The organism is Mesorhizobium sp. M7A.F.Ca.US.005.03.2.1 (assembly GCF_003997795.1).
In the GTDB taxonomy this organism is placed as follows: Bacteria; Pseudomonadota; Alphaproteobacteria; order Rhizobiales; family Rhizobiaceae; genus Mesorhizobium; species Mesorhizobium ciceri.
The window spans coordinates 1-20,799 of the sequence record NZ_RZRP01000021.1 but is presented as its reverse complement, the minus strand read 5'-3'; the positions used below and the strand labels follow the sequence as shown (position 1 = coordinate 20,799).

At 61.2% G+C, this 20,799-nt stretch carries 23 protein-coding genes and 3 pseudogenes; 11 read left to right on the top strand and 15 right to left on the bottom strand.

The window, feature by feature from the left end:
• From EN991_RS02520 to EN991_RS02500, 5 genes and pseudogenes are all read left to right on the top strand, one after another.
• A pseudogene (locus tag EN991_RS02520) lies at positions 1–491 on the top strand (alpha/beta hydrolase); the annotation flags it as partial.
• Between the two features lie 187 nt (positions 492–678).
• Positions 679–1,077: a GFA family protein gene (locus EN991_RS02515; RefSeq protein ID WP_013532088.1), complete on the top strand. Its 399-nt coding sequence runs from the start codon at positions 679–681 to the stop codon at positions 1,075–1,077.
• Between the two features lie 185 nt (positions 1,078–1,262).
• Positions 1,263–1,460 carry a hypothetical protein gene (locus EN991_RS02510; protein WP_013532087.1) on the top strand — a complete coding sequence of 66 codons (198 nt, stop codon included), beginning with the start codon at positions 1,263–1,265 and terminating at the stop codon, positions 1,458–1,460.
• Between the two features lie 188 nt (positions 1,461–1,648).
• Entirely contained in the window at positions 1,649–2,521 is an 873-nt protein-coding gene (locus tag EN991_RS02505) for an undecaprenyl-diphosphate phosphatase (protein WP_013532086.1), read from the top strand.
• Positions 2,522–2,592: 71 nt separating this feature from the next.
• Positions 2,593–3,381 (top strand): phosphodiester glycosidase family protein, encoded by a 789-nt coding sequence (locus tag EN991_RS02500; RefSeq protein ID WP_013532085.1) that lies wholly within the window; start codon positions 2,593–2,595, stop codon positions 3,379–3,381.
• Between the two features lie 72 nt (positions 3,382–3,453).
• Here EN991_RS02500 and EN991_RS40660 read toward each other — a convergent pair whose 3' ends face one another.
• On the bottom strand, positions 3,454–3,729 hold the full coding sequence (locus tag EN991_RS40660; protein WP_245268560.1) for a hypothetical protein: 276 nt from the start codon (positions 3,727–3,729) through the stop codon (positions 3,454–3,456).
• Between EN991_RS40660 and EN991_RS02495 the strand changes: the two genes are divergently transcribed.
• The 3 genes from EN991_RS02495 to EN991_RS02480 all read left to right on the top strand — a co-directional run bounded on the left by EN991_RS02495 (position 3,728) and on the right by EN991_RS02480 (position 6,546).
• Positions 3,728–4,627, top strand: coding sequence for a GH25 family lysozyme (locus tag EN991_RS02495; protein WP_224672924.1), 900 nt, complete (start codon positions 3,728–3,730; stop codon positions 4,625–4,627). The genes EN991_RS40660 and EN991_RS02495 overlap by 2 nt on opposite strands.
• 226 nt (positions 4,628–4,853) lie before the next feature.
• Positions 4,854–5,462 carry a class I SAM-dependent methyltransferase gene (locus tag EN991_RS02485; RefSeq protein WP_013532083.1) on the top strand — a complete coding sequence of 203 codons (609 nt, stop codon included), beginning with the start codon at positions 4,854–4,856 and terminating at the stop codon, positions 5,460–5,462.
• A 118-nt stretch (positions 5,463–5,580) separates the two neighbouring features.
• Positions 5,581–6,546 (top strand): DUF3592 domain-containing protein, encoded by a 966-nt coding sequence (locus tag EN991_RS02480; RefSeq protein ID WP_245268559.1) that lies wholly within the window; start codon positions 5,581–5,583, stop codon positions 6,544–6,546.
• Between the two features lie 14 nt (positions 6,547–6,560).
• On the opposite strand, the gene EN991_RS02475 is transcribed toward EN991_RS02480, so the two are convergent.
• Positions 6,561–6,920, bottom strand: coding sequence for a hypothetical protein (locus EN991_RS02475; protein WP_013532081.1), 360 nt, complete (start codon positions 6,918–6,920; stop codon positions 6,561–6,563).
• 164 nt (positions 6,921–7,084) lie between these two features.
• On the opposite strand from EN991_RS02475, the gene EN991_RS02470 reads away from it, so the two are divergent.
• Together EN991_RS02470 and EN991_RS02465 are read left to right on the top strand one after the other, a co-directional pair.
• Positions 7,085–7,606 (top strand): hypothetical protein, encoded by a 522-nt coding sequence (locus EN991_RS02470; RefSeq protein ID WP_013532080.1) that lies wholly within the window; start codon positions 7,085–7,087, stop codon positions 7,604–7,606.
• Positions 7,599–8,216, top strand: a complete 618-nt coding sequence (locus tag EN991_RS02465) for a hypothetical protein (protein WP_063167841.1) — start codon at positions 7,599–7,601, stop codon at positions 8,214–8,216. Before EN991_RS02470 ends, EN991_RS02465 begins: the two co-directional genes overlap by 8 nt.
• A gap of 19 nt (positions 8,217–8,235) precedes the next feature.
• Here EN991_RS02465 and pqqE read toward each other — a convergent pair whose 3' ends face one another.
• From pqqE to EN991_RS02420, 8 genes and pseudogenes are all read right to left on the bottom strand, one after another.
• Positions 8,236–9,357, bottom strand: coding sequence for a pyrroloquinoline quinone biosynthesis protein PqqE (gene pqqE / locus EN991_RS02460; RefSeq protein WP_127368066.1), 1,122 nt, complete (start codon positions 9,355–9,357; stop codon positions 8,236–8,238).
• Positions 9,354–9,647 carry a pyrroloquinoline quinone biosynthesis peptide chaperone PqqD gene (gene pqqD, locus EN991_RS02455; RefSeq protein WP_032808964.1) on the bottom strand — a complete coding sequence of 98 codons (294 nt, stop codon included), beginning with the start codon at positions 9,645–9,647 and terminating at the stop codon, positions 9,354–9,356. The genes pqqE and pqqD overlap by 4 nt, the downstream gene beginning before the upstream one ends.
• A complete protein-coding gene (gene pqqC / locus EN991_RS02450; protein WP_013532076.1) occupies positions 9,647–10,405 on the bottom strand; it encodes a pyrroloquinoline-quinone synthase PqqC in 759 nt (252 codons plus the stop codon). The genes pqqD and pqqC overlap by 1 nt, the downstream gene beginning before the upstream one ends.
• Positions 10,402–11,340 (bottom strand): pyrroloquinoline quinone biosynthesis protein PqqB, encoded by a 939-nt coding sequence (gene pqqB, locus EN991_RS02445; protein ID WP_013532075.1) that lies wholly within the window; start codon positions 11,338–11,340, stop codon positions 10,402–10,404. Before pqqB ends, pqqC begins: the two co-directional genes overlap by 4 nt.
• Before the next feature lie 415 nt (positions 11,341–11,755).
• Positions 11,756–12,292 (bottom strand): PQQ-dependent catabolism-associated CXXCW motif protein, encoded by a 537-nt coding sequence (locus tag EN991_RS02435; protein WP_338048481.1) that lies wholly within the window; start codon positions 12,290–12,292, stop codon positions 11,756–11,758.
• Between the two features lie 20 nt (positions 12,293–12,312).
• Positions 12,313–13,206 carry a quinoprotein dehydrogenase-associated putative ABC transporter substrate-binding protein gene (locus tag EN991_RS02430; RefSeq protein WP_013532072.1) on the bottom strand — a complete coding sequence of 298 codons (894 nt, stop codon included), beginning with the start codon at positions 13,204–13,206 and terminating at the stop codon, positions 12,313–12,315.
• Positions 13,178–13,702, bottom strand: a complete 525-nt coding sequence (locus EN991_RS02425) for a c-type cytochrome, methanol metabolism-related (protein WP_013532071.1) — start codon at positions 13,700–13,702, stop codon at positions 13,178–13,180. Before EN991_RS02425 ends, EN991_RS02430 begins: the two co-directional genes overlap by 29 nt.
• A gap of 178 nt (positions 13,703–13,880) precedes the next feature.
• Positions 13,881–15,782, bottom strand: a pseudogene (locus EN991_RS02420) (methanol/ethanol family PQQ-dependent dehydrogenase).
• A gap of 686 nt (positions 15,783–16,468) precedes the next feature.
• Here EN991_RS02420 and EN991_RS02415 point away from each other — a divergent pair.
• Complete coding sequence (locus tag EN991_RS02415) at positions 16,469–16,822, top strand: hypothetical protein (RefSeq protein ID WP_127368065.1); 354 nt, start codon at positions 16,469–16,471, stop codon at positions 16,820–16,822.
• A gap of 123 nt (positions 16,823–16,945) precedes the next feature.
• Here the strand turns inward: EN991_RS02415 and EN991_RS02410 are convergent, their stop codons facing one another.
• The 5 genes and pseudogenes from EN991_RS02410 to EN991_RS02390 all read right to left on the bottom strand — a co-directional run.
• Positions 16,946–17,809 carry a quinoprotein dehydrogenase-associated SoxYZ-like carrier gene (locus EN991_RS02410; RefSeq protein WP_013532068.1) on the bottom strand — a complete coding sequence of 288 codons (864 nt, stop codon included), beginning with the start codon at positions 17,807–17,809 and terminating at the stop codon, positions 16,946–16,948.
• Between the two features lie 118 nt (positions 17,810–17,927).
• Positions 17,928–18,890: a quinoprotein relay system zinc metallohydrolase 2 gene (locus tag EN991_RS02405; protein WP_127368064.1), complete on the bottom strand. Its 963-nt coding sequence runs from the start codon at positions 18,888–18,890 to the stop codon at positions 17,928–17,930.
• Positions 18,891–18,924: 34 nt separating this feature from the next.
• The gene (locus EN991_RS02400) at positions 18,925–19,665 is read right to left on the bottom strand and encodes an ATP-binding cassette domain-containing protein (RefSeq protein WP_064995363.1); all 741 of its coding nucleotides are present in this window, start codon (positions 19,663–19,665) and stop codon (positions 18,925–18,927) included.
• Positions 19,634–20,458: an ABC transporter permease gene (locus EN991_RS02395; RefSeq protein WP_027162619.1), complete on the bottom strand. Its 825-nt coding sequence runs from the start codon at positions 20,456–20,458 to the stop codon at positions 19,634–19,636. The genes EN991_RS02400 and EN991_RS02395 overlap by 32 nt, the downstream gene beginning before the upstream one ends.
• Positions 20,455–20,799: pseudogene (locus EN991_RS02390) on the bottom strand (ABC transporter substrate-binding protein); the annotation flags it as partial. The gene EN991_RS02395 and the pseudogene EN991_RS02390, both read right to left, overlap by 4 nt.

The window sequence follows — 20,799 nt, the reverse complement described above, 5'->3', positions numbered from 1 at the left end:
GCCTCGTCCTGGTATCGACCGGCTACGCCACGGACGGCTTCTATGACGAGATGCGTCCGCAGCAGGCACAGGTGAGCGCAGCCGCGGCTGAGTTCATGAAGGACACGCCGATGTACAAATCCTACGTCGCGGTGGCGCCGCATCCGGAGGAGTTCCCGAAGCTCCTCGATGCGCTGGGCGGCTTCATGCGTCAGAACCGCGATTACTCGGCCGATGTCGCCAAGCTGAAGATGCCTGTCATGCTGGTCTATGGCGACAGCGATATGTATAAGCCCGAACACGAGATCAAGTTCTATCAGATGCTCGGCGGCGGACTGAAGGACGCCGGCTGGATGCGCGAGAACTTGTCGCAGAACCGCCTGGCGATCCTGCCCAACCGCACCCACTACGATGTCTTCTTCGCCCCGGAGCTGACGGCCGCCGCGCTGCCGTTCCTAAACGGCCAGACCAAGGTCAAGACCTGGGACGAGGTCGTCGGCGAAATGGAGTGAACGCCAAAACTGCCGGCTGTTGGCGGGCAGCCGGCATTCCGTGGCTCCATGACGGCTTTCGGCGTCATGGCTTCATCCCAACTCGCATCAGCACAAGCGATGACATTGCATCAAAGCTTTTCAATTGACCCAATCGGCCCCGCCGATACGTTGCGCGCCTATTCTCTCCCACCAGTGGATCCAGACAATGGCAAGATATGAGGGCGGATGCCTGTGCAAGGCGGTGCGCTACCGCGCGGACGCGGCTCCCATCAACGAACGCGTCTGCCACTGCCGGCTTTGCCAGAAGGCGATCGGCGCCGCCTTCAACGCACGCGTGCTGTTTCGCATCGAGGACGTGACGATCGATGGGCCGCTGGCGACTATAGGCTCTTCACCGGATCTCAAGCGCGGCTTTTGCCCGAGCTGCGGCACAACGCTGTTCTCCCGACGTGATTCCGCAGGCATTATCGGCATCACCACCGGTTCGCTCGACGATCCCACGGTTTTCAAGCCGCAAATGCATATTTTCACGGCCTCGAAGCAGCCTTGGCTGGTGCTTGATGACGGCCTGCCGAAATACGAAGGCGCCCCTCCGCCAGGCTAATTTTTCCCTTCTCCCCTTGTTGTGGAAGAAGGTGGATCGACGCGCAGCGCCAGGGGAAGGGAAGAGCGCAAGCATGGCCAAAATTTAATCCAAATCGACACGAGATAGCCGGCAAAGCGTCATTGGCGAGCCATCTTTGTCGTCCTATTTAAGGGTCGCGGGTACGGCATTCGAGGAGACGACGGATGAACGACAGCATCAGCACCCTGGACGAGCTTTTGAGCGATCCGATGGTCCTGCTTGTGATGGAGCGCGATCGTGTGCGTCCCGAACAGGTGCGCATGCTGCTCGAACGGGCTCGCCGGCCTTCGACCGATGAGCCCGAAGTGCCGCCGGCGCATGTGATCGCCAGGACATGCCAGAAACTCTGGCTCTGCCCGTAGTCGCTTTGCGATTTTCCCTGTGTGCCTCAAGCCGGCCCCAAGGTGGGCCGGTTTCGAACGGCGTGCACCTCGGCGTGCCAGCTTACAAATCCGTAAATTGATTATCCGGCCCATGACGATAAGGCTTGCCCGGGATTGACCTTGGGTCGGTCCACCCAACTCCGATCTCTCATGCATGGAATTCGATTTTGGCCGATATCTGCACCCAAGGCCTCGACACGGGCTTCGTCGGCCTGGGGTTCGCCAAGGTGGCGTTCCTCGGCGTGGTGCAAGGCATCACGGAACTGCTGCCAATTTCCTCGACTGCCCATATGCGCATCGTGCCGGCCGTGCTCGGCTGGCAGGATCCTGGCTCCGCCTTCTCCGCCGCCATGCAGCTTGCGGCCCTTGCCGCGGTGGTCAGCTATTTCTGGAGCGACGTCAGGGATATCCTGTTTGGATCGCTCGACGCTCTGGCGCGACGCGATTTCGCCGACCGGCATTTCAAGCTGGCGCTCTGGATCGTGCTGGCGACGATCCCCATCGTCATCGCCGGCGTTGCGCTGTCGGGCCTGCTCAACGCCTGCAATTCGCCGCTGCGTAGCCTGACGGTGATCGGCTGGGCCTGCATCGCCATGGCTATCCTGCTGGCGCTGGCCGAGATCTTCGCCCGTCACCGGCGCAGCATGGGCGATGCGTCACTGACCGATGCGCTGCTCGTCGGTATCGCCCAGATCGGCGCGCTTGTCCCCGGCGTCTCGCGCTCGGGCTCGACCCTGACAGCGGCACTGGGGCTCGGTTTCAAGCGGGCCGAAGCGGCGCGCTTCTCGTTCCTGCTCGGGCTGCCTGCCATCGCGCTCGCCGGCCTCAAGGAACTCTGGGAACTGCACAAGGTCCATCTCGACGCCCATGGCTGGTCGGTGCTTGCTGTCGGGCTGGTCGTCGCGTCGATCTCCGCCTTCTTCGCCATATGGGGGCTGATGCGCGTGCTGGAGCGTTTCTCGGCTTGGCCGTTCGTCATCTATCGCGGCCTGCTCGGCATCGTCTTGTTGTCGAGCGTCGCCATGGGATGGCTCGTCTGAGGCAGTTCCACAGTATCGCTTGAAACGGGCTATATCCGTACCGGACCTCGAACTTCGATTCCGGTACGCACATGGATTTTTTGACCCTCCTGCAATCGGTGCCACTGTTGCTGGCGATGGCCAAGGGGGCGCTGCCGTCGGTGGCGGCGCTTGGCGCGTCGTTCGGCCAGTGGGTTGTCTCGCTGCCGCCATGCCGGGACTTCACCTTCGAGGCGACCAGCTATCTCGTTTGCGAGGTCGATCCGAAACGATATCAGCTCGAGCTGTTCTGGAAGGATGCGGCGGGCAAGCCGTTTCAGTCGCTGCACAATCTGCATGCCGCGCAACAGGCGATCGGGCGCACGATGCTGTTCGGCATCAATGCCGGCATGTATCACCCGAACCTCGCGCCGGTCGGTCTCTATGTCGAGCGCGGCCAGGAGATGGCGTCGGTGAAAACGGGTTCGGGAAGCGGCAACTTTTCCCTGCAGCCGAACGGCATTTTCTACATACGCGACGGCAGGGCCGCGGTCCGCGCCACCAGGGACTTCGTGAAGAGGCGCCCGACCGTCGACTATGCGACGCAATCGGGGCCGATGCTGGTGATCGACGGCAAGCTGCATCCGAAATTCCAGGCCGACGGCACTTCGCGGAAAACCCGCGACGGTGTCGGGGTGCGAAAGGATGGCGTCGCGGTCTTTGCGATTTCGAATGGCACGGTGACCTTCCATGCCTTCGCCCGGCTTTTCCGCGACGCGCTCGGTTGCGATAACGCGCTGTTCCTCGACGGCACGATATCCAGCCTGTTTGCGCCTGCCATCGGCCGCAAAGACGACTACTGGAATCTCGGGCCGATGATCGGCGTCTTCAGGAAATCCTGAGCCAGTTTCCACCGCGCTTACCCGCATGCGGTATGGCGAAAAAAACTTGATTCAAACTTTATTGGTAATTTCTCATTCATAACTGATCCGGTTTGTCCGTCGGCTGTCGTTTCGCCCTCGGTCTGTTGTGTTTTGAGTACAGGTCCAGATGCGGATTCCGGGCGTCGTCAGTTTTTTGATAGCATCGCTATGCCTTGCCGGCTGCTCGTCAACGGCCGGCGTCGATGCGCTGGATTTGCAGAAACCCTCCAACGAGACCACCAGTTCCGTGATCCGGCCGCCGGCACCGATCGCCGCTGCTTCGGCGGCAAGGGGCAACAGGGCGGCAAGGGCCGGACTGGCTCCCATGTCTGACAACGGTCCGGGGGAAAAAACGCGCCCGTTCGGCTTGGCGGAGGAGGAAGAGACGGGGGTGTTTGCCGCACCTGATGCGCCTGATCCCCAAGTGCCTGATGTCGGCGGGCTGCCGGTCGAGCCGGCAGCCTTGGTGTCGCCGCCCAAGCTGTTGACGCGCGCGGCACCGGCCATGCTTGCCGGGCCGCTCACCCGTTACGGTTTTCGCGACGCCAAGCCGATCAATTTCGGCAAGGGTTCGCCTCGCCGCCTTGCAGTGCACGGCGTCGACGTCTCGCGTTGGCAAGGCAACGTCAACTGGGACAAGCTGCGGGCGCAGGGCGCCAACTTCGCCTACATCAAGGCGACCGACGGTGGCGACCACCTCGATCCGATGTTCATGAAAAACTGGCGCAACGCCGACGCCGCCGGCTTGAAGCGCGGCGCCTACCATTTCTTCTACTGGTGCCGCACGGCGGGCGAGCAGGCGGACTGGTTCATCCGCAACGTGCCCAGGGTCGAAGGCGCGCTGCCGCCGGTGATCGACGTCGAGTGGAACGGCGAGTCCAGCTGCAAGCGGCGGCCGTCGCGCGAAAAGGTGCTGGAAAAGATGCAGGTGTTCATGGACAAGCTGGAGCGCTATTACGGCCAGCGGCCCATCATCTACACCGCGCCCGATTTCTACCGCGACAATCTCAGGGGCGAATTCCTCGACTATCCGTTTTGGCTGCGTGCGGTCGCCCAGCATCCGTCAAAGGTCTATCCCGGCCGCAAATGGCTGTTCTGGCAGTATTCCGGCTCCGGCCTGTCGCACGGCGTCACTGGCCGCATAGACCTCAATGTCTTCCATGGCGACGAACGGCAATGGCGCGCCTGGGCCGGCGGCCGGCAGACGGTAGCCGACGCCAACTGAGACAAGCTATCAGGCTTGGCGTCGTTCGCTTTCTCGGGTGTCCGCCGATCCTCGACCTCTTCGCCGCTCCCTTCAGGACCCGCTCACGCGGCCTGCTTGACCAGCGTGCGCTGTCGGACCATTTCAAGCGCGATATCGGACTGCTCGATGGACACGCTTCCGCTGGCAGCATTCGCTGAGGAAAGTGTCTGGCTCTTTGACCAACAAGGACGCATGGGAGGAAAAGATGGGTGTGTCATCGGAGGCTCTGGCACAGAGCCGTCAAACGATCAGCGCTTACGAGGATTATGCGGAACAATATGATGCCATCGTGCGCCATGTTCCCAACGAGAGGGAGCAGGCATCGCTCAAGCGCCTGGTGGCAATCGCCGGCACAGGTGGCCGGATTTTGGAAGTCGGGTCCGGAGCCGGATACGATGCGGATTTTCTGGAAAATTTGGGCGTCAAGGTTCGGCGCACCGACGCCACCAAGCGGTTTCTCGAGCTGCAGGCCGCGCGTGGTAAGCATGGCGAGTTGCTCGATCTCATCACCGATGATCTCGGCGGCCCCTACGACGCGGTCCTTGCCCTATGCGTCCTGATCCACGTGCCTCGCGACCAGACCGACCAGGTGCTTGCCAAGATAGCCGGGTCGCTGCGCCCGGGCGGCGCCTTCCTCGTCTCGATGCGCAATGGCGATGGCGAGACATCAGGCGAATATCACATGGTCTACTGGCGCAGGGACGACTTCGCCGCCCGTCTCGAAGGCGCCGGGCTGGTCCTCATCAGGGACGATTTCAACGTCGGCCGCAATAGCGAAGAATGGAACACGTTCCTGGCCGTGAAGCCTGCATAACGCGGCGTGGGCTGTTGCCGTTTGCGCTGCTCAGCCTTTTCAGATTTGCGAAAATACAAGACATTGCCGCCGCCATGCTGTCTATGTGCGGGTTCCTGCACTCCTGGGGGGAGACGAGTTGGAACTCAAGATCATGCTTGTCGGCTTTGCCTGCGTGGTCGCGGGCGCGCTGTCGTTCATCACCTTCATGAAATGGCGAGAGGTGAAGGCACTCAGCCGCTGGCTGCCGACGCCGGGAAAGATCATCTCGTCGCGCGTCGAGGCACGCGAGGTCAGAAGCTCGGGCGTTGGTTCGGACAGCACTGATACCACCGAAATGCGCAATTTTCCGGCGATCACCTTCGAATACAAGGTTGGCGGCAAGAAATTTCAAAGCTCGCGCTACAGCGTGAAGGAGAATTTGGGGAATTTCGAAGTCACCGAAACCCTTGCCCAGTTTCCCCGCGGCGCGGAGGTGACTGTCTTCTACAATCCGGCCGATCCGAGCAAAGCCGTGATCGAGCGCACCATGCCCGAAGGCGCCTTCAAGTTCATGATCCAGCTCTCGGCCGGGCTGGTGGTCGGCGCGCTGGTTCTGGTGTTTTCCGTCGGCGGCGTCCTGGAGGCGATCAGGCCGCATTTGCCCAAGCCGCAGAACCTCGGCGCGGGAGCGCTGCTGCTGTTCATGGGCCTGTTTGCCTTGCGCATGGGCTTCGTCCAGAAATCGCTGGCCGAGCAGGCGGCAAAATGGCCGGTCACTGCCGGCCGCATCGATAACTCGGGCCTGCAGGCGCTCCGAAACCATTCTGGCCATGGTCGCTGGCGCACCGTCTTCAAATCCCGCATCGTCTACTCCTATGACGTCGCCGGCCTGCGCTACAGCGCCGATCGTGTGACCTTCGGCGGAACCGTGACGGCTTCGTTGCCCGGCCTCGTCGGCGGCCAGGCACGGCAGTATGTCGAAGGCAGCAAGGTCGACGTCCACTATGACCCCGCCAACCCCGGCTCGGCGGTGCTGGAATGCCGGGTACGGGGGCTCTGGCTGTTATGGATCTGCTCGGCAGGCTTTCTCGGTGGCGCCGCCTTTCTGGTCGGCCTGGTCTGAGGCGCCGGACGCCTTCAACAGCGGACGAGCGGTCCGCTGTCGAAGCCAGGCCAGGTGAACCGCAGCGTGGCCCCATGCCTGACGATATGGATGACACGCGCGAACGGCTCCTCGATCGACGGGTCGGAACCGTAGCATTGGCTGGCATGCACCACCCAACCGGTCGAGCTTTTGCGAAATGTCGCCTGCTCGCAGCCGAGATCGGGGAACGACAGCGACGCCTGGTCCACTGTGAACACAGTCTCGCGTTGGATGTCGGGAGCCGCGTGGCAGTTCAGCCTGTCGCTAGACCATGTCCCAACATAAGGCGGCGCCGCCAGCGCGGAGCCACCGGCGAATGCGGATATTGCCGTCGTCATCACCAAACGCCGCATCACCACTCCTTCGATCAGTGCGCTCGACCATACAGGCTGGTGGGATTTTGCGTGGACAAGTTTTGTCCAGGAGCGGACAAACGCCGCCGTTCCGGATTTTGCTATGCTTTTGCGCGGATGATGCGACTGTGCGGGCCGACTCAACGCTTTCCCAGAGACATTGGATGATCACCCGCATACTGGCCTTTTTCCTCCTGGGCCTGCTCGGCCCGATGCAGGCGGCCTTGGCAAAAGAATGCCTCCTGAGTCACGCCACCTATCAGGAGCCGCGCTCGGGTGCCGTCGTGCAATTCCGGCCGCTCGCCAACGAGCCGGCGGCGCTGACGGCCGAAGTGTTTTCGCTGGCCGTGCCCAAAGCCGGCACGAGCCTGCCCGCCGACATCACCTGGACCAACGGCAAGAATTCCTTCCCGCTCGGCACCATTCGCCACGCCTGCACCGACGACGACCGGGAAGGCGGCCTGCAGGACGGTAGCGGATTGTGCAGGCTATGGGAGGGCCAGGTCTATGCCTTGACCGGCGGCGGCGCCGAGCAGTTGAATTCGCGCGAAGCGACACCGGCGCCGAGAGGGCTGCTCTTGCCCGGTTTCGGCGTGGCTTTCACCGAAGGAGCCGATTTCGCCAATGCCAATCCAGGCGGTTCGGCCTGGGACGCCTTCATTTTAACAGGATGCAGCGATGAATAGCGTGCGATCGACCATCTGGGCCAGTGCCCTGCTTGCATCCGCGACGATACCAGCCATGGCGGACGAGCCGGCGCCGTCGCGCCCGCCCATCGACAAATGCGCCTGGGAAAAATTGTCTGACAAAACTGTCGGGCTGGCCGCCTGGACGCAGCGCTGCGATTTCGGCTTCCGCCAGATCCATTTCGAATTCGCCGGCAAAGCGCTCGCCATCAAATACAGCGACGGCGGCGCGGCTGACCCTCTTGTCGAGGTCTTTGACATCAAGCCTGGCGAAACCGCCGAGGCTGCGTTGCAGCGCCTGTTCCTGGAAAAGACCGACAAGGCCGTCAGCGCCCGCTGTGTGCTGGCGCCTTACACCGAGGGCACGGTACCCGCCGGCGTCAAACGCTACACATTCAGCCCCGACGCCGCCTATGCGAAAGAGCTGAAAGCACTTGCCAGCTCCGACGAGATTCCCGAACCGCCCTGCGGCGACTGGGGTGAAATGCCTGACGGCATGCAGTATTTCGAGGTGCCCGCGGGTGAGGGGTACAGCCTGCTTTTTGTGCGCATCGGCCAGGACGAGCCATTGTTTGACGAGCAGACGCTACGCGTCTTGCCGAGGGGGTGAGAAGCGCTTTCTCGCCAGGTCAGGCGGATTCGGTCACCGCACCGATCCGCCGGTAGACGAATGCTTCTTCTCTCGAAGGAACTGTGGCAATGCGCTTGGCTTCGTCGATCAGCATTGCCATGCGAGCATGGATCGGCGATTTCGCGCAAGCCGGGTCCGTTGCAGCGGCATCGCCGGCGATCGCCATCGCCTGGCAGCGGCAGCCGCCCCAGTCGATCTCGCGCCGCTCACAGCCGCGGCATGGCTCCTGCATCCAGTCCGTACCGCGAAAGGCATTGAACGCCGGCGAATCGGCCCAGATTGAGGACAGCCTGCGTGGTTCGAAACGCTCGAAGCTGAGCGACGGGATCGTCTGTGCGGCATGGCAGGGCAGTACGGTGCCGTCAGGCGTCACCATGAAGGCGTCCCGCGCCCAGCCGCCCATGCACGGCTTGGGATAGATCGCGAAATAGTCCGGCGTCACAAAATCGATGTTGATGATGCCGGCCAACCGCTCCTGTGCCTCCGCGACGATCTCCGCCTGCCTATCGACCGCTTCACGCTCCGGCATCAGTTGATCGCGATTGGTCAACGCCCAGCCGGCATATTGCACATTGGCGATCTCGAGCCTCTCCGCGCCCAACGAAAGGGCGAGATCGATGAATTCCGGCACCTCCTCGATGTTATGGCGATGGATCGGCGCGTTGATGGTTAGAGGCAGACCGGCCGCGCGCGCGCGGCGTGCCGTCTCCAGCTTCTTTTCGTGGGCACCCTTGTGGTTGCCGATGCGATCCGTGGTCGCCGGCCGCGCGCCCTGAAAGCTCAGTTGCAGATGGTCTAGACCGGCTTCGGCAAATGCCTCGATACGGCCCTCGACGATGCCAACGCCCGCGGTAATCAGATTGGTGTAGACGCCGCGCCCCGCAAGCCCGGCGATCAATTGCGCGAGGTCGCGGCGCAGTGTCGGCTCGCCACCGGACAGATGCACCTGGAGCACGCCGAGATCGGCGGCCTCCGAGAACAGGGCGAGCCAGGTCTCTGTGTCGAGTTCGCGATTGGCCTTGAGCAGTTCGAGCGGATTGGAGCAATAAGGGCATTGCAGCGGGCAGCGATGCGTCAGTTCCGCCAGCATGCCGATTGGAGGGAGGAGGGGCGTGCTCATAGCCTCACCAGCAGCTTGTCCGACCATTCCTGCAGGAAGGCGATGACGTCGGTCGCCACGGCCTCCTGTTCGGCCTCATAATCGGCGGCAAGGCCGGCAATGATGTCGCCGACCGTGGACCGTCCATCGCAGCGTCGCAATATGTCGAGACTGACATCGTTCGGCCAGAATATCTTTTCCGGTGAAAGCACGGCGAATGCCTGCCGCAAGGGATCGTATTGTATGCGCACGTGCTTCGGCAGCGAAGGTACCGATCGCAACGACACCACAGCTCTTTCGCGCAGCGCCATCATAGGGCTGCCTCGGGCTGGAAGGCGCCGGGCGGTATGTTTCCCTGCTCGCCATAGGCGTGTTGAAGCGCGTCAAGCATGGCCCAGAGTATATCGCATTTGAACACCAGTGCATCGATTGCCTGCTGCTGGCGCTCCGCCGTATCGGCGTGGCTGAGCACGTAGGCAAGGGCGAAGTCGGCGTCACGCGAGGCCTGTTCGGGCCGTTGCTTGAAATAGGCCAGCGTATCCTCGGTGATGTAGTCGTATTTGGCCAGCATTGCCGGCACCCGCTCGCCGATGATGAGTGGCGAGAACATCTCGGTCAGCGAGGACGCGACCGCCTCGAACAGCGTCCGGTTTGTGCAAAAGGAAAGGTAAGCGCCCACCGCGAAGCGTGTCGCCGGCAGTGCCAGCCTTTCGCTCTTCACGGCCTCGGCGTCCAGGCCGAGCGAAGTTGCCAGATGCAGCCAGCGCGCGATGCCGCCGCTCCAGCCGTCCTCGCCGTCATGATCCTCGATCCGCTTGCGCCACGCGGCACGAAACGCTGGATCCTCGGCATGTACGAGTATCATGGCATCCTTGCGTGGGATGACCGCCTGATAGCAATAGCGGTTCAGCGCCCAGGCCTTCATCTCGGCCTTCGACAACGCGCCGCTGGTCATCCTGTGGTGAAAGGGATGGCGATTGTGATAGCGCTCGGCGCCAACCTGCCTCAGCACGGCTTCGAGAGCGCTCGTGGAGAGTCCGCCTTTGGCTGCATCGCGGAAGTCGCTCAAAATTCCATCTCCATACCGTCGTTTGCGATTTCCCAGCCTGCCGCCTTGACCGCCGCGTGTTCGGCGGAACTCTCGTCAAGGATGGGGTTGGTGTTGTTGATGTGGACGAAGACGCGACGGCCGACCTTCACATTGGCCAAGCCTGCAATCGAACCCAATTCTCCCGAGATCGCCAGATGCCCCATGCGCGCGCCGGTTTTCTGACCGACGCCGGCGACGATCATCTCGTCGTCGGTGTAGACCGTGCCGTCGAACAAAAGACAGGCGGCATCGGTGAGACGCGCGCGTAGCCGCGCATCGATGCGCGCGCAGCCTGGGATATAGAAGACGGAGCCGCGGCTGCCGATGCCGGCAATTCGGACTCCGATCGTGTCACCTGCGTCGGAGCTGAAATTGGCATCCGGATGGTCTCTATCCTCCAGATAGAGTGCTATCTTCCCGGGCACGGCAAAGGGCTCGATCATTACGCCGGTATCGCGGCCTTCTGCGTCGCAGATGGCCAACTCTTTCGCCGGCGGCAGGATGCGCCGCGGCACAAGCGCTGGATCGAGAACGTTGAAAATCGAATTCGCCTCCAGCGTCGCCAGAACCTGCGCCGTTGCATAGATGGCGAAAGGCTGCCGCTCGCGCAGGCTGAGCAGTCCGGCGATATGATCGACGTCGGCATTGGTCAGCACCACAGCGCGAATAGGTGTCGAGCGCAGCGGCGCATCGCCCGCAGGTTGCAATTCAGGTGTTGCAGCGATTTGCTGGCGAATGTCGGGCGAGGCATTGAAAAGAACCCAGCCCAACCCGTCCGCCGAGGCGGCGACACTTGACTGGGTTCGTGGATGCACGCTTGCCATGCCGTTGCGAGCCGCACGACTGAGACGGTAGTTGCAGTTCCATTGCGGAAAGCCGCCGCCCGCCGCCGATCCGATGATCCTCAAATGCATGAAAATGCCCGCGCGCCGGCTTCTCTGACCTGCAGGCAATTTGCAGTCACAAACAACACTCCGCGCGCTTTGCGTGCGTCAAAATCTTTCACGAAAATCCCATGCGGGGAGGGGATGCGCGCCCCTGTCGCCAGGGACGCGCACCTCTGCGGCCTACTTCTTGGGAGTAATTTCAGCAGGCAGATACCGTGAAATTTCGAAGCCAGCGGCAACCTGACACATGGTCGGTTTTTTCCAGTTCTTCTTCATGACATTTCTCCTCTTATACCAGCCCGAAGGGACCGATCCTGTCGTTAGCCAACCATTGCAGGGCACCGACGCAATGGCTCGTCCATCAAGTTTCAAAATGGACAAATGAAACAATAGGTTTTGAAAAATTGAAAACAAACTATCGAGAATAATTGCAGTCCTTATTTCAATTGTTCGTTGCGTAGGGTTTCTTCTCCTCCAGTGGAAGGTTTGCATCTTCCCACCCATCGGCGCCGAGCGGATACCAGATTACTGAACTGTAGCCCCACTGGACGGCCCGTTTCGCCGCATTCCACGACATCCAGCAATTCGTCATGCAGTAGAACAGAATCGCGCGCGACTTGTCCGTCCCGGCCTTGGCCGCGAGGCCTTGGCGAAAATAGCTGGCGGTCTCCTGCGAAATAGCGCCGTATCCCACATTGGCCAGCCATATGCTGCCTGGAATGTCCTTTCTGACCTTGTCTCTCCATATCGTCCCTGCCGGCAAATTGGCCGGTTTGGGCGTGTCCGGCATCACGTCGAAGAAGATCGCCTTTTTCGCTCGCCACAGCGCTTCCGCTTCCACCGTCGTCACCACCCTCGCGCCTTGCAGCGTCCGCGGCACCGGCGCCCGATAGTCGTCCATCCGGAAACCGCTGGGTTCGGCGATGTCGCCAGCCCATGTCGGCTCGGCCAGACCCAGAAGGCTCGCGGCGACCAGCACGAAAATAGTCTCCCTTCCATTCATTGGGTAATCAGGTTGTCGTGTTCGTCGATCAGCGGCACGTTGTAGCTCAGCAGGATCCTGGTGATCTCCGCCTGGTTTTCCCTGATCACCCGGTTGAGCGTCCGCTTCCATTCCTGGTCCGACGGACGTACGCCCATGGTGATGCGGTAAGACATGCGCGAGCCGGTTTTTTCCTTCACCAGTGGAACGATCGTCACATCAGCTCCGAGTTCCTTGGCGTAGTAACCTGCCATCGGTCCCCACAGCACCGCCGCATCGATCTTGTGTGCCAGCATGTCCTTGATCATGACCTCCCCCATTGATGGGGTGACGCGCGTATCCACCGCAAGCGGATAGATCTTGGCGGTCCGTAGAAGCTTGTTGGCGGCCATGTTGGCGGTTGGCGGCGTGCTTTCAACGACGCCGATCGTTTTGCCTGTGAGTCTGGGATCCTCGATCGTTTCCACGCCTTCCATATCGTGGCTTTTCGGATGCACCAGCACATAGGCGGAGCGATAGTAGGCGTTGGTGTTCTGCACCAGCTCATCGCCTTGGGCATAGCCCATGATGATGTCGCATCGGTTGGCCCCCAACGTATTGCGCACGAAGCCGGTGATCGTGGGAAACCAGGTGTAGGAGACGGACTTGCGCCCGGTTTTCGCGGCAACCAGTTCGGCCAGCTTGTTTTCGAAGCCTTCGCCGCTCTTGTCGGTGAAGGGCATATTCGAGGGATCGGCGCAGACGCGCAGAATGTCAGGGTCGACCAGTTCTCCCGCCGCGCCAAGGCCGGCGCTTTGCGCATGCGCGTTCGACGGCAGCAAGGCGAGTGTGCCGAGGATCGGCAGAACGACGCGCAGCTTCAATGCATCGCGGCCGATCATGTCATCCACCCATGCAGGATGCTTCGGCATCCTTCGCCGCCTGGGCCTTGTCTTCGTGCTTGGGCGGCCTTCCGCGGGGCGCCGCGCCATCCGCGCGCGCGCGCAGATAGACGTAGAGATCGTCCAGGTAGCAATAGACGTTCTTGTTGTCGCCAAAGGCAGGCATGACGTTTTCCTTGCCGCCGCCGACATTCTTGCGGCCTTCGGCGACGATCGAGAGGAATGTGGCGTAATCCATGGTTTTCAGGCTGTTGACCAAAGCCGGCGCATAGCTCGAACCTGTCGCGTCCTGTCCGTGGCAGACATGGCAATCGGAATGATACCGGCGGTAGCCGCTGAACGTGTACCAATCGACGGTTCCGTTTTCGATCTTGTAGGTCGGATTTCCATCCGCATCCAAATACTTGCCGCCTTCTTCCTTTACCGCCTTGGCTTTTTCCATGCTGTCGTCGGCCCGGGCGAGGCTCGAGCTTGCCAGAGGCAACAGAGCCAGCACGAAAGCCGAAATTACAATGCGAACGGACATTCAAACGCTTCCTTCATTTGCCAATGGACACGGTTTTGCTGTCGCGACCGGCATTGATCGGTGTTTTTGGGTGCGTAACCGAATCGAGAGCCCGGCCATGGCTTCCGGATGTCCGGGCTCTCGTTCTTCAAGCCTTTGGTCTCACAAGACCTGAGGCATGCTCAAGGTTCCCAGCGCATCAATCCGGGAGACCGAAGACGGTGAGCTGACCGCCCAGCGTCGTGTAGTCGGCAAGTGCCGCGTAGCCGCCGACGGCACCCAGGCCAGCTGTACCAACGACAGCGGCTTGGTCGCCTTGCACGCGGCCCTAATCGACGGCGCCTTGCCACGCAGCGGCGTTGTCAGGCGAAAGCAGGCCGCCTGCCAGGCCGATACCAGCCCATCCACCGACGCCCGACAGAACGGCGATATACTGCTTGCCGCCCTGCTCGTAGGTCGTGATGTTGCCGATGATGCCGGACGGGGTCTTGAACTTGTAGAGTTCCTTGCCGTCCTTATCGACCGCCTTGATGTAGCCTTCGAGTGTACCGTAGAAGACGACGTCGCCATCTGTCGCCAACGCGCCCGACCACACCGAGAACTGCTCGGGCTTCGACCAGACGATCTCGCCCTTGGCCGCATCCCAGGCAATGAAGTTGCCCATGTTGCCGTCGCCGCCAGGTGCGGGATACATCGACACGGTGGCGCCAACATAAGGCTGACCGGCGGTGTAGCTCACCTTGTAAGGCTCATAGTCCATGCAGACATGGTTGGTCGGGACATAGAACAGCCCGGTCTTCGGCGAATAGGCCGCCGGCTGCTGGTCCTTCGTTCCAAGCGCCGCCGGGCAGATGCCCGTCGAGTTGGTGTCTTCGCCGTTCTGCTGGGTCGAATATTTCGCCACGACCTGCGGGCGACCATACTGTTCGCTCTTGGGGTCCATGACGACTTCGGTCGCCCAGTTCACGGCCGGATCGTATTTCTTGGCGACGAGAAGGTCGCCGGTGGCGCGATCCATGGTGTAGGCAAAACCATTGCGATCGAAATGCACCAGCACGTCGTGCTTGGCGCCGTTGACCTCCATGCCATCGACGAGGATCATCTCGTTGATGCCGTCATAGTCCCATTCGTCATGCGGGGTCATCTGGTAGAGCCATTTGGCAACACCAGTATCCGCATCGCGGGCCATGATCGTCATCGACCAGCGATTGTCGCCGGGGCGTTGGACCGGGTTCCACGTCGAGGGATTGCCGGTGCCATAATAGACCAGGTTCAGCTTGGGATCATAGGAATACCATCCCCATGTCGTGCCGCCGCCGGTCTTCCACTGCTCGCCTTCCCAGGTGTTCGTGCCGGAATCCTTGCCAACCGGCTTGCCGAGTTGCGTGGTCTTCTCGGGATCGATCAGGGTGTCTGCGTCCGGACCTTCCGAATAGGCTTTCCAGGCGAGTTTGCCATCTTTCAGATTGTAGGCGGCCAGCCAGCCGCGAACGCCGAATTCGGCGCCGGAGACGCCGATGAGCACCTTGTCCTTGACGACGACGGGGGCAGCCGTACCGGATTCGCCTTTGCCGCCATCGGTCTGGTCGCCGTTCTTGACCGACCAGACGACCTTGCCAGTCTTCGCGTCGAGGGCGACGACTGTGGTGTCGGCCTGATTGAGAATGATCTTGCCGTCACCATAGGCAACGCCACGGTTGACCGTATCGCAACACATGATCGGAATGACGTTGGGATCCTGCTTGGGTTCGTACTTCCAAAGGATCTTCCCGTCATTCTTGAGATCGAGCGCAAAGACATTGTTCGGGAAAGGCGTGTGGACATACATCACATCGCCGATGATAAGCGGTCCACCCTCGTGGCCTCGTAGCACGCCGGTGGAAAAGGTCCACTTGACCTGCAGGTTCTTCACATTGTCCGCAGTAATCTGGTTGAGTTTGGAATAGCGGGTGTTGGCGTAGTCACCCGTCTGCATTGCCCAGTTCTTCGAATCCGAAGCCAGCTTTGCAAGGTCCTCGTTAGCCGACGCCGTATAGGCCGCGCCGAGCGACAGAAACGCCGCAGTGGTTAGAATATAGGTAGCTTTCGTAAGTACACGCATCCGAATTCCTCCCGAGGTTCATAGTGATGAATCATTTGCTGAGCCCACAAGGGCTTGCCCAAGCGATTCACGGGGGGGAAATATTTCCGGCAGCGTGTCACGACCTAAGCCAGATGTGCAGAGGGCACCGTTACTGCCCACCTCACCTTGGCCTACGAAAGACTGTCGCCGCTCCCTAATGACGGTGACGCCCTTGAAGCCGGAAACAGGGTGAGGCTATGTCATCGTAAAAGGCTAGGCAAGCAAAAAAGCCTGCTGGTGTTTTTGCACCGCAATATCGTAAATGATGCGGTGCAATATAAGAAAATAAGCAGGACGGTATTTGTTAGATAAAGTATTTATGACCGCGAAATAACGATGGGGCACATAAAATTTAGTTATTTGTTGATTTTTACATTTCGCCTAAGCTTTGATTTTATTTGGAGGTATTCGCTTCGATGTCTCGGCATGGTCATGCGCGTGCTCCATTGGGAATCGATAGTGGGCCAAGCATGAGATGATCGTTGGAGTCGGGGCGTGGAGCAGGCCACGGAGCCGCCATGCGGAACCACGGTCGACAAGCCCCGCATTCCTCCTTTGGTCGCATACGGAAGCCATGGGCGCTTGACTGACTCTGCTGCACGTTGCCAACTGCCACGGTGATCCCGACTGGGCGCATCGCGCCTAGGCTAACCGGAGGTTTTCCCGTGATCAGATATGTTGGATTTTCGACTTTGCCGCTGCTCCTTGCCGGGCCGCTGGCCTTCGCAAACCCGGCGGGCGCCGCGGGTGATTACCCGACAGCAACGATCGCCGACTACGTGCTCGGCTGCATGCAGACGAACGGCCAGACACGTCAGGCGCTGGAAAGCTGTTCCTGCTCGATCGACGTCATCGCCTCGATCCTTCCCTACGACCACTATGAGAGAGCCGAGACTTTCAAGAGCATGTCTTTGACCACAGGCGAAAGCGCGGGGCTGTTTCGCGAAAGCGCACCGGCGAAGGCAGCCCGTACCGAATTGAAGCGCGCGCAGTCGGAAGCCGACGTGCGCTGCTTTTAGAGCCTGCTCCATCCGGAAGCCGGATGGAGCTTCGTCCTCTGCCTGGGCGTGATCTTCCCGAACGAGCTCCATTTTCGGGATCAAGTGGCAAGCACCGGCAGTCCAGCGCAAGATATCGAGACTTCAGAGTCCCGCTGTCTCGAGCGGCCACTGATTGCGAAATGTTTTGCCGTCCGTATCGATCGCTTCAACCTGGATTTCGCCCTTGCCGTGCACGGTGAAATCGAATCGGAAGTTGGGATCTTCCGAAATCGATATTCCACCTTCCATGGAGAGGATCGGCCGGCCGGCTTGGGAGATCGACAGTTTCTGGACAAAATGCGCCGGTATGAAATATTGGGTCAGCGGATCCCGCTGCAGCCCCGAATTGTTAGGGTGCCGGATCATCAACTGCAGTTCCTCGGTCTTGGTCATCGTCTCTTTGGGCGGGAACTGGCGCAGCTTCATCTGACCCATTGTCGCGTTGGCCTCGTCCTGGTTCTTGACCGCAGGGGCGGAGCAGCCACCTGACGCCTTGACGAAGGTCTGTACCATATGGAGTTGACCACCCTGCGTCTCAGCGATGGCACGCAGATAGGAATAGTCGTTGACGCGCACGCGCGTCGACAGATGCGTCACGCCGGCATCCTTGCCGAGCTGGAACGTTGCCGCCACCGGTGCAGGGTTCGCGTCGATGATCAAGGTAACGGATTTGATGCCGTCTGGCGCCTTGGCTGGATCGAGATAGATGTCGACGGGCACGATGGCGGCATCCTGCGCCCGCTTTGGTGCTTCGATCCTGACGACGCCGGTATCGACCAGAATTGCCCGATCGCCGAACACGTCGCCCTTCAAGTCATGCCAGATTCTATCCGAGGACGCGGTTGTTTGCTGTGCGTTGGCGGCTCCCGAGGAGCCGAGCAACGTGCCGATGGTCAAGATGATCGCGGCGAAAACGGATGCGAGCGGCAAGGCGAGCTGCCGGCTCGAGTAAGCTTGATTTTGCATTTCGATGCCTCCACCAATGCAAGAGAGGTGGTGCCCAGGCTGGCGTTGAGGATAAGCCTTTGGCGACGCCTTGGCAAATCGCCGTGCTTTGCGGCCGCCTAGCGCATGTCGGCGTCGTCTATTCCCATTCGAGTTCGGCAAATGCGGCCGTTGCGTTGCGCTCGTTGTAATCGTCGAACAGGTGCCAATTGTCCCGTTCGCTTCCGCCTGCGGTTTTGACTGCTTCGCGCAGCGGCGTTCCGTCGGCGATCGCCTTGCGGATATCGCGCGCCAGAACCTCGAAATAGCGTCGCTCCCCCGCCAGTGCCTGTGGCCAGTCGGCCGTTACAGGACCATGACCTGGAACGACGCGCGCGGCGTCGATCGCGGTGAGTGCATCCATCTGGCGGAGCCATCCAAGCAGTGATCCGTCGAGCGTCGGCAAGGAGCCCATGAACACCAGATCGCCGGCAAAGAGCGTTCTGGTCGTGGTATCGAATACGGTCAGGTCGTTGTCGGTGTGCGCCGCCTTCCATGCCCGCAGTTCGATCGTGCGCCCGCCGAGGTCGAGTTGCAGGTGATCGTCGACCAGCCTGGTCGGCGACACGATCTCGACCCCCTCCATCAGCGCCTCGCCAAGCTGTTCGCGATAGTTGTGCAGATAGAACGCGCCACGCGCGTCGAGGGCGCGCGGCAGATTGCGGTGACCGACGATGGTCGCGCCGATCTCCCGGAATGCCGCATTGCCGAAGATGTGGTCGGGGTGCATGTGGGTGTTGACCAGGAAGCGAACCGGCTTTGCGGTTACCTTTCCGATCGCGGCGAGAAAGGCGTGCGCCTCGATCAGGCTGCCACCGCTGTCGATGACGGCAACCGCATCGGTACCGATGACGGCGCCCAGATTGCAGATCGCACCGTCGTTGGCGGCGGTCATCAATTCATCCGTGCCCTGGAAGGCGAAGACGCCGTCGGCGATCTGCCTGAGCGAGAATCCCAGGTTGCCAGCCGCGGCTCGTCCGAGGCAGCACGGCATCAAGGCGGCGCTGGCGGCGGTACAGGCGAAGCCACGCACAAGCCTGCGTCTTAGCCGATCGATCGACATGAAGGCCTCCGATATGCATTTCACCTGCAGGCGATCAGGTGACGTCCGGAAATCTATGATGGAACGACCGCAGAAGGTCGCTCATCACCTGCGAATTGCGATGTTGCCGTGGCAACCGTACGTCGAACACGCCGAGCACATGGGTTGGCCGCGGCGCGAGCACGATGATGCGGTCCGAGAGCATCAGTGCCTCGCGTAGATTGTGCGTCACCATCAAGGCGGTCGTGGGCCGTTCCGACCACACGGTCAAAAGCAGATGCCGAAGCCGCTCGGCGGTCTGTTCGTCGAGCGAGACAAAGGGTTCGTCCAGGAAAAGCACCGCCGGCTCCGTGGCGAAAGCCCTGGCAAGTGCTGCCCTGCGCGCAAGGCCGAGCGACAGTTCGGCAGGATAGAGCGAGCGCATGGCCGCGAGGCCGAGCGTGTCGAACAGCCCGTCGAGATTTTTCGCCCTCAAGCTTTTCGGCAACGCCAGCCTGACATTCTGCTCCACCGTTCGCCACGGCAGCAGGGTCGGTTCCTGGAATACGGCGGCGATGCGGTTCGAACCTCCTTGCGGCAACTGGAAGGAGCCGGAAAAGTCTTTGTCCAAGCCAAGCAGGATACGCAGCGTCGTGGTCTTGCCGCAGCCCGACGGTCCAAGCAAGCAGGCGAATTCGCCTTGCCGGACCTCGAAGGAAAGGTCCTGAAGCGCCGTGATCGAGACGCCTCGCGCGGACCTGAAGGTCTTTTCGGCGATGTCGACCTTAAGCGGGACGACGGCGCCAACGGGTTGCATGTCGTTCAACGGGCTGCACCAGGAGAAGTTCAATGACAAGCATCACCGCCACGAAAGCCAGCGTGTAGGCAAGAATGGCGGCGACATCGAAAAGCTGGAAATAGAGATGGATCTGGAAGCCGACACCGTTCGAGCGGCCGAGCAGTTCGACGACCAGGACGATCTTCCAGATGAGGGCGATGCCGGATCGCGACGCGGCGGCAAGATAGGGCTGCAATTGCGGCAGCAGGATATGGCGGATGCGATCAAGGCGGCCGAAGCGATAGACGGTGGCCATTTCGGCGTAGCTTGGATCAAGCGTCCTGGCGCCTTCACGCATCGTCACCACGACATTCGGGATCTTGTTCACTGCCACCGCGCCGATCGCCGCCGCCTCGTTGAGGCCGAACCAGATGTAGCCGAGGACGATGACCACCAGCGCCGGGATGTTGAGGAACAGGATCACCCACGGGTTGAAAAAACGGTCGACGCGACGATAGCTGCCGAGCAAAACGCCGATGACGGATCCGATGATCATTGCGACGATATATGCTGCGGCGACCCGGCCGAGGGTCACGCCGAGATGGTAAAAGAGGTCGCCGCTCGCAGCCTCCCTGAGAAGCACCTGCCAGACCTGCCCAGGTCCTGGAAAGGCACGGCTTGGCCAGACGCCTGCCGCAAGGTTCCACAGCAGGCAAAGCCCGAGCAGGGAAACCGCTACGGTCAGCGCGGGCGCCAGTGCCGTCGCCAGGCTGCGTCGGCCGGACATGCTCGGCGGGGCATCACGCGTGCCGTCGGTTTCCGATGCGGTCATTTCCAGGGTTCCTGCCAGAATGTGCCGGGCGCCATCTCCGGCGCGCTGCCGACCAGCTTCGCGCCGCCGATCGCCGCCAGCACATGGTATAGCCTGCCGGCGTCAGCCGCTTCCTCGGCGACCGACCGTCTGGGAATGCCCTGACGATAGCGATCGCGCAGTTTTTCCAGTTCCTTGCCTTCCGCGCGAATGATCGGCGCCAGGCGCAGCCATTCGTCATCGGATCTGGCCAGCAAGTCCTTGGCTTGCGCGGACGCCCTTACGAACCCCCTGACGGCATCGGGGTTCTCGTTCGCCCATTGGTCATGGAAGACGTAACCGAGCGCCGACACGGGTCCCAG